The following is a 7888-nucleotide window of genomic DNA, read 5'->3' on the forward strand; positions in this document are numbered from 1 at the left end:
CGCGCGGACGACCGCGGTGGAGCCGCGCACCACCAGCTCGGGGCGGAACAGGTACTCCGAGTGCGGCGCGCCGTGGCCGTTGATCTCGTCGACCAGGGCCCGCACCGCGGCGACCGCCATCGCGGCGACCGGCTGGCGCATGGTGGTCAGCGGCGGATCGGTGAAGGCCATCAGCGGGGAGTCGTCGTAGCCGACCACCGAGAGGTCCTGCGGGACCGACATGCCGCGCTGCCGCGCCGCCCGGATCGCGCCGAGCGCCATCAGGTCGGAGCCGCAGACGACGCCGGTGACCCCGCGTTCGATGAGCCGGCCGGCGGCCGCCTCGCCGCCCTCCACGCCGAAGAGCGAGAGCTCGGCCAGCTCGGCCAGGTCCTGCTCGGCGGCGCCGGCGAGCCGGGTCATCGCGCTCTGCCAGCCGGCCACCTTGCGCTGCACCGGAACGAACCGGTCCGGGCCGGTGATCAGGCCGATCCGGCGGTGGCCGAGCGCGACCAGGTGCGCGACGGCCAGCTCGGCGGCCTCGCCGTCGTCGCAGGAGACGAAGGGGGCGGCGACGTTCGGGACGTACCCGTTGATCATCACGACGGGCAGCGGGCGGGCGATCAGCGCGCGGTACCGGTCGTGGTTGGCGGCGGTGTCGGCGTGCAGGCCGGAGACGAAGACGATCCCGGAGACCTGCCGGTCCAGCAGCATCTCGACGTACTCGTCCTCGGTGACCCCGCCGGGGGTCTGGGTGCACAGCACCGGGGTGAACCCGCTCTGGGCCAGGGTCGACTCGATGACCTGAGCGAACATCGGGAAGATGGGGTTGTCCAGCTCCGGGACGACCAGCCCGACGAGCCCGGCGCTGCGCTTGCGCAGCCGGGCGGGGCGCTCGTAACCGAGCACGTCGAGGGCGGTCAGGACGGCCTGCCGGGTCTCGGGGGCCACGCCGGGGCGGTCGTTGAGCACCCGCGACACCGTGGCCTCGCTGACTTCGGCCTGCTGGGCGATGTCGGACAGTCGAGCGCGCATGGCGGAACTTTAGCTCACGGGCAAGTTCTTGCGTACGCTCCTGCAAGCCCTTCCATTCCCTGCAACCTCTTGCTAACGTCCCCGCAACATGCGAGAGCAGCGGCGCGGCACCGCAGCGCCGATTGGCAAGAACTTACAGAGGATCCCACTGGCGGGCCGCCCTTCCCCCGGCGGTCGCCACAACGACAGGAGTACCGATGCGCATCCGTACCGCGGGTGTGGTCGCCGTTCTCGGTCTGGCGCTCGCGGCGTCCGGCTGCGGCGACAACAGCAAGGACGAGCCGGCCGCCAAGGATTCCCCCAAGGCCGCGAGCGGCAAGCTCGTCATCTGGGCCGACGACAAGCGGGCGGCGGCCCTGAAGCCGTTCGGTGAGAAGTTCGGCCAGGAGAACGGCGTCACCGTCGAGGTGCAGGCCGTCTCCAAGGACCTGCAGACCAACTTCGTCACCGCCTCCCAGCAGGGCAGCGGCCCGGACGTCGTGGTCGGCGCGCACGACTGGATCGGCAACCTGGTGCAGAACGGCGCCATCGACCCGGTGCAGCTCGCCGCCGAGCAGAAGAGCGCCTTCAACGAGACCGCCGTCAAGGCCGTGACCTTCAACGGTCAGGTCTACGGCGTGCCGTACGCGACCGAGAACATCGCGCTCATCCGCAACACCGAGCTGGCCCCCGAGGCGCCCAAGACGATCGAGGACCTGGTCGCCTCCGGCAAGAAGCTCAAGGCCGAGAAGAAGGCCAGCGAGATCCTCTGCCTCCAGTCCGGACAGAACGGCGACGCGTACCACATCTACCCGCTGTACACCTCGGCCGGCGGCTACCTCTTCGGCACCGCCGCCAACGGCGACTACGACCCGAAGGACCTGGGCGTGGGCAAGCCGGAGTCGATCGCGGCGTTCCAGAAGATCGGCAAGCTCGGTGAGAAGGGCGACGGTGCGTTGAAGCGCTCCATCACCCCCGAGAACTCGATCGCCACCTTCACCGCCAAGAAGTGCGCCTACCTGGTCTCCGGCCCGTGGGCGATCGCCGACGCCAAGAAGGCCGGCATCAAGTACGACATCTCCCCGGTCCCCGGCTTCGCCGGTGGCAAGGAGGCCCAGCCGTTCGTGGGCGTCCAGTCGTTCTACGTCGCCGCCAAGGGCAAGAACAAGGCCCTGGCCCAGGAGTTCGTCACCAACTACGTGACCAAGCCCGACCTGGCCGTGGCGCTGTACAACGCCGAGCCGCGTCCGCCGGCGCTGACCGCCGCCTTCGACCAGGTCAAGGGCACCGACCCGGACCTGGCCAAGTTCTCCGAGGCCGGCAAGAACGGCCAGGTGCTCCCGGCGATCCCGGCCATGGCCGCGATCTGGGACCCGTTCGGCAAGGCCGAGGCCGCCGTCATCGGTGGCGCCGACCCGACCAAGACCGTCACCGCCGCCGGCAAGACGATCTCCGGTCAGATCAAGTAATGAGCGCGTCGCTGTCCGGCCCGGGGTCTGCCACGCAGACCCCGGGCCGGGAGCCCGCCCGCTCCGGGCTCCCGCGCAAGTCCCGTGACGCGCGGCATCACGCGCCGATCACCCTGACCGGCCTCGTCGTCAAGGTGGTCCTGCTCGGCCTTGTGGCCGGGATCGCGATCTGGGCGGCCTTCCCGCTCATCGAGGCGAAGCTCTGGGTCGGCCTGGCCGTCCTGGTGGCGACCACGGTCGCCCTGTTCTACCTCTACCTGACTCCCCGGCACATCCCGGCCAAGTACCTGATCCCGGGCACGATCTTCCTGATCGTGTTCCAGGTCTTCCCGGTGCTCTACACCGCCAGCACCGCCTTCACGAACTTCGGCGACGGTCACCGCGGCGAGAAGTCCGACGCGATCGTCGCCATCCAGAGCTCGTCGGTGAAGCAGGTCCCCGGCTCCGCCCAGTACCCCCTCTCCGTCGCCACCAAGGGCGACCCGGCCACCGGGCCGCTGGTCTTCCTGGTGACCGACCCGAAGAGCGGCACCGTCTCGGTCGGGGACGCCGAGGGACTCAAGGAACTCGACCCCGGCCAGGTCACCGTGGCGACGGGCGGCAAGGTCACCGCCGCCGAGGGCTACACCATCCTGAACTTCGGCCAGGCCAGCGCCCGCAGCAAGGACATCACCGACCTGGTGGTGCCGACGGCCGGCGGCGCGCTGCGCTCCTCCGGCCTGACCCGGGCGTACGAGGGGACCGCGGTCCGCGCCTACGACGAGTCCTGCGACTGCGTCAAGGACAGCGAGAGTGGCAGGACCTGGACCGCCGACGAGTCGGTCGGCTCGTTCGTCGCCGCCGACGGCGAGCGGCTCGCCCAGGGCTGGAAGGTCAACGTCGGCCTGGAGAACTTCGGCCGGGTGCTGACCGACCCGAACATCTCCGGCCCGTTCTTCGGCACGCTGCTCTGGAACTTCGCCTTCGCGATCGGCTCGACCGGTTTCACGTTCCTGCTCGGCCTGGGCATCGCGCTGGCCCTGCACTCGCCCCGGATGCGTGGCACCAACCTGTACCGGGTGCTGCTGATCCTGCCGTACGCCATGCCGTCGTTCGCGATGCTGCTGGTCTGGCGGGACATGTTCAACACCGACTTCGGCCTGGTCAACAACCTGTTCGGGCTGAGCGTCGACTGGTTCGGCGAGACCTGGTCCGCCCGGATCGCGGTGCTGCTGGTGCAGCTCTGGCTCGGTTACCCGTACATGTTCCTGGTCGCCACCGGCGCGCTCCAGGCCATCCCGCGGGAGCTGACCGAGGCCACCTCGGTCGACGGCGCGAGCCCCTTCCAGTCGTTCAAGGCGGTCACCCTGCCGCTGCTGCTGGTGGCCATCTCGCCGCTGCTGATCGCGTCGTTCGCGTACAACTTCAACAACATCAACGCGATCTGGTTCACCACCGAGGGTGGCCCCTTCCCCGCGGACAACCCGCGAAGCGGCGCCACCGACCTGCTGATCACGTACACCTACCGGTTGGCCTTCGGCGCGCAGGGCGCCGAGTACGGCATGGCCGCCACCGTCTCGATCTTCATCTTCGCGATCGTGGCCGTCGTGTCGGCGGTCAGCTTCTCGCGTACCCGCAAGCAGGAGGAGGTGTACTCGTGACGACCCACGCCGACGCGCCCGTGGCCAACCGCAACGCGACGGGCAGGTCCAGGAGCCGCTGGTTCACCCAGGTCGGTTGGCGGCACCTGGTCGGGGTGCTCGCGGTGGCGTTCAGCCTCTTCCCGATCGTCTTCGTCATCTCGGCCGCGCTCAACCCGCTGGGCACCCTGTCCTCCACCGAGTTGCTGCCGACCGGGGCGTCGTTCGAGAACTTCACCAACCTCTTCTCCAAGACGGCGTTCGCCCACTGGTTCCTGAACTCGCTGCTGCTCGCCGGGGTGGCCAGCTTCGCGTCGATCTTCCTGTCGGCGCTGGCCGCGTACGCGTTCTCCCGGATGCGCTTCGCCGGCCGCCGGGTCGGGCTGCTCACGCTGCTGCTGATCCAGATGTTCCCGCAGTTCCTGGCGATCGTGGCGATCTTCCTGATCTTCACCACGGTCACCGACCTGTGGCCGTCGATCGGCTTCAACACCCCGTGGGGCCTGTTCCTGCTCTACATGGGTGGTGCGCTGGGGGCGAACACCTGGCTGATGAAGGGCTTCTTCGACACCCTGCCGAAGGAACTCGACGAGTCGGCCACCATGGACGGCGCGTCGCACGCCCAGGTCTTCTTCCGGATCATGCTGCCGCTGGTGGCGCCGATCCTGGCGGTGACCGGGCTGCTCGCCTTCATCGGCTCGATCAACGAGTTCATCCTCGCCAACGTGTTCCTCACCAACACCAACTCGAAGACCCTCGCGGTCGGCATGTTCGGCCTGGTGGCCGGTGAGCGCAACAACAACTTCGGGATGTTCGCGGCGGGCACGCTGCTCACCGCCATCCCCACGGTGCTGGTGTTCCAACTCCTCCAGCGTTACATCGTCTCCGGCCTCACCGCCGGAGCAGTCAAGGGATAAATCGGATAGGTGGCCGCTCTCCGCGCAGCGCGAGGTGAGCGGTCCGGCTCCGTACCAGGGCTGGGGTTGAGTGGTCCGGGTCCGTACCGGGGCTGGGGTGAGTGGTCCGGGTCTGCGCGGGGGCTGGACCGATCAGCCCGGGTCGCGCGGAGAGTGGCCACCCCTCCGACTAGTCGTGCACCGGAGCAGTCACGGGTTGGCCGCCGCGGCCGGGAGACCGGCCGCGGCGGGCGACCCATCTCTCTCCCGTATCGACGTACCGAAGGGCTCTGTCATGTCCTTGCAGCCGCACCACGACGGATCCGCCCTGTATGTACCCGAGCAGGAGCCGGCGCTCGGTCAGACCGTGCCGGTCTTCGTCCGGGTCCCGGCGGGCGCCGACGTGCGCACCGTGCACGTGCGGACCACCGGCGACGGCGAGCCCCGGTTCGCCGAGGCGGTCGTCGACCGCACCGAGGGCGTCGAGGTCTGGTGGCGAGCCGACGTCGAGGTCCGCAACCCGGTCAGCAACTACCGCTTCATGCTCTCGCAGACCACCGGCTACCGCTGGCTCAACGCCGCCGGCGTGGTCTCCCACGACGTGCCGGACAACGGCGACTTCAAGCTGGTCAGCTACGCCCCGCCGCCGGCCTGGGCGCGGGACGCGGTGATCTACCAGATCTTCCCGGACCGGTTCGCCCGCTCGGCGGCCGCCGCCGGCCGTACCCCGCCGGACTGGGCGATCCCGTGCGACTGGGACACCCCGGTGATCGGTCGCGGCCCGGAGACCCCGTACCAGTTCTACGGTGGCGACCTGGACGGTGTCACCGAGCGCCTGGACCACCTGGCCCGGCTCGGCGTGAACACCCTCTACCTCACCCCGATCTTCCCGGCCCGCTCCAACCACCGCTACGACGCGGCCAGCTTCGACACCGTCGACCCGCTGCTCGGCGGGGACGCCGCGCTGGCCCGGCTCGCCGACGCCGTCCGGGCCCGGGGCTGGCGGCTGCTCGGCGACATCACCAGCAACCACACCGGCGACGCGCACGAGTGGTTCACCGCCGCCGCCTCGGACCTGCGGGCCGCCGAGCGGGAGCTGTACTACTTCGACGAGGCCACCGGCGACTACGAGTCCTGGAACGGGGTCAAGTCGCTGCCGAAGCTGAACTGGGGCAGCGCGGAGCTGCGCCGGCGCTTCGCCACCGCCGACGACTCGCTGCTGCGACGCTGGCTGCGCCCGCCGTACGGGCTGGACGGCTGGCGGGTCGACGTGGCCAACATGACCGGCCGGCGCGGCGCGGACGCGTACACCCACGAGGTGGCGCGGCTGCTGCGCGAGGTGGTCGCCGACACCCGCCCGGACGGCCTGCTGCTCGCCGAGCACGGCCACGACCACACCGGCGACCTGGACCGCGACGGCTGGCACGGGACGATGAACTACGTGGGCTTCACCGACCCGGTCTGGTCCTGGCTGCGGCACGGCGACGAGCCGGTGCCGAACTTCCTCGGCACCCCCGGCGGGGTGCGGCGGCGCGACGCCGAGGCCGTGCTGGCGACCATGGACACCTACCGGTCGCTGATCTCCTGGCGCTCGTACACCCACTCGTGGCAACTGCTCGGCTCGCACGACTCGGCCCGGATCCGCACCGTGGTCGGCGACGCCGCCCGGCAGGAGGTGGCCGCCGGCCTGCTCGCCACCATGCCGGGCACCCCGGTGGTCTTCGCCGGGGACGAGCTGGGGCTGACCGGCACCAACGGCGAGGGTTCGCGGACCCCGATGCCGTGGCACCGGCCGGAGAGCTGGGACCGGGCCACCTTCGCCGCGTACCGGGGGCTGCTGGCGCTGCGCCGCGACGAGCCCGCGCTGCGCCACGGCGGCCTGCGTCGGGTGCACGCCGACGCCGACACCCTGGTCTTCCTGCGCGAGGCCCCGACCGGGGCGGTGCTGGTGCTCGCCCGCCGGGCCGCTGGCCGGCCCGTCCGGCTGACCGGCCTCGGGGCGGGGGAGAACGCGTACGGCGGCGCCCCGGCACTGCGCCCGGACGCCGACGGCGTGGTCACCCTCCCCGCCGACGGTCCCACGTTCCAGGTCTGGCGGCTGTCCTGACCCGGGCCCGCCCGGCACGGGGTCAGGCGGCGGGCTGGCCGAGCAGGGTGCGGACGCCGGCGAGGTAGCTGCGGCGGTCCGGCCGGCCGGTGAGCACCTTCTGCATCAGGTAGCCCGGGACCAGGCCGAACAGCGCGGTGCCGACGGCCTCGGGGTCGGCGTCGGGGGGCAGCTCGCCCGCCTCCCGGGCCCGCCGGGCCAGCAGCGTGAAGCGCTCCCGGAAGCCGCTGTACGTCGCGTTCACGAACGTCGCCAGCGCCGGGTCGCGCAGCGACTCGCTCCACACCTGGATCGCCAGCGGCAGGATGCCGTCCTCGCCGGCCTGCGCGTCGACGTAGGTCAGCGCCCGGTCCAGCGCCTCGACCAGAGGCAGCGGCGGCTCGGCGGCGGCCAGCTCGGCGAAGACCGCGTCCGCCCCGCCGATCACCGACTGGGCGATCGAGGTGATCAGGTCGTTCTTGCTCGGGAAGTAGCGGTAGACCGCGCCCACCGACAGCCCCGCCTCGGCGATCACGTCCTGCATCGAGGTGTTGTGGAAGCCGTCGCGCAGGAAGCAGCGCCGGGCCGCGTCGAGGATCTGCTGTCGACGGGCCGCGAGGTGGGCGTCCGATACGCGTGGCATGACCCACAGTGTAAAACGAACGCTCGTTCTTGACTCCTGACGGCTCCGGGGCGCACGCTGACTTTCAAAGAGAACGAGCGTTCGTTTTAAGGAGTGGGCATGTCCCGGTCACCCCGGTCCCCGATGCTGCTCGCCGTGCTGGCCGCCGCCCTCGCGGTGGCGGCGCAGGCGCTGCTCGTACC

General features: G+C 70.9%; 6 protein-coding genes. 4 read left to right on the forward strand and 2 right to left on the reverse strand.

Annotation, left to right across the window (positions count from 1 at the left end; genetic code table 11):
• A partial coding sequence (locus tag JNW89_RS21045; protein WP_238450201.1) for a LacI family DNA-binding transcriptional regulator occupies positions 1-1014 on the reverse strand: 1014 nt, incomplete at its 3' end.
• A 197-nt stretch (positions 1015-1211) separates the two neighbouring features.
• Here JNW89_RS21045 and JNW89_RS21050 point away from each other — a divergent pair.
• From JNW89_RS21050 to JNW89_RS21065, 4 genes are all read left to right on the forward strand, one after another.
• Positions 1212-2462 (forward strand): maltose ABC transporter substrate-binding protein, encoded by a 1251-nt coding sequence (locus JNW89_RS21050; protein WP_238450202.1) that lies wholly within the window; start codon positions 1212-1214, stop codon positions 2460-2462.
• Complete coding sequence (locus JNW89_RS21055; RefSeq protein ID WP_238450203.1) at positions 2462-4102, forward strand: ABC transporter permease subunit; 1641 nt, start codon at positions 2462-2464, stop codon at positions 4100-4102. The genes JNW89_RS21050 and JNW89_RS21055 overlap by 1 nt, the downstream gene beginning before the upstream one ends.
• The gene (locus JNW89_RS21060; protein WP_238450204.1) at positions 4099-4998 is read left to right on the forward strand and encodes a sugar ABC transporter permease; all 900 of its coding nucleotides are present in this window, start codon (positions 4099-4101) and stop codon (positions 4996-4998) included. Before JNW89_RS21055 ends, JNW89_RS21060 begins: the two co-directional genes overlap by 4 nt.
• 274 nt (positions 4999-5272) lie before the next feature.
• A complete protein-coding gene (locus JNW89_RS21065; RefSeq protein WP_238450205.1) occupies positions 5273-7084 on the forward strand; it encodes a glycoside hydrolase family 13 protein in 1812 nt (603 codons plus the stop codon).
• 22 nt (positions 7085-7106) lie between these two features.
• On the opposite strand, the gene JNW89_RS21070 is transcribed toward JNW89_RS21065, so the two are convergent.
• The gene (locus tag JNW89_RS21070; RefSeq protein ID WP_238450206.1) at positions 7107-7706 is read right to left on the reverse strand and encodes a TetR/AcrR family transcriptional regulator; all 600 of its coding nucleotides are present in this window, start codon (positions 7704-7706) and stop codon (positions 7107-7109) included.
• Positions 7707-7888: the final 182 nt, after the last annotated feature.

Source organism: Micromonospora sp. 4G55, from assembly GCF_016803375.1.

What these genes read in the sequence shown, in the direction of transcription:
- JNW89_RS21050 (WP_238450202.1), top strand. Translation starts at nt 1,212, where the DNA reads ATGCGCATCCGTACCGCGGGTGTGGTCGCCGTTCTCGGTCTGGCGCTC.
- JNW89_RS21065 (WP_238450205.1), top strand. Translation starts at nt 5,273, where the DNA reads ATGTCCTTGCAGCCGCACCACGACGGATCCGCCCTGTATGTACCCGAG.
- JNW89_RS21055 (WP_238450203.1), top strand. Translation starts at nt 2,462, where the DNA reads ATGAGCGCGTCGCTGTCCGGCCCGGGGTCTGCCACGCAGACCCCGGGC.
- JNW89_RS21070 (WP_238450206.1), bottom strand. Translation starts at nt 7,706, where the DNA reads ATGCCACGCGTATCGGACGCCCACCTCGCGGCCCGTCGACAGCAGATC.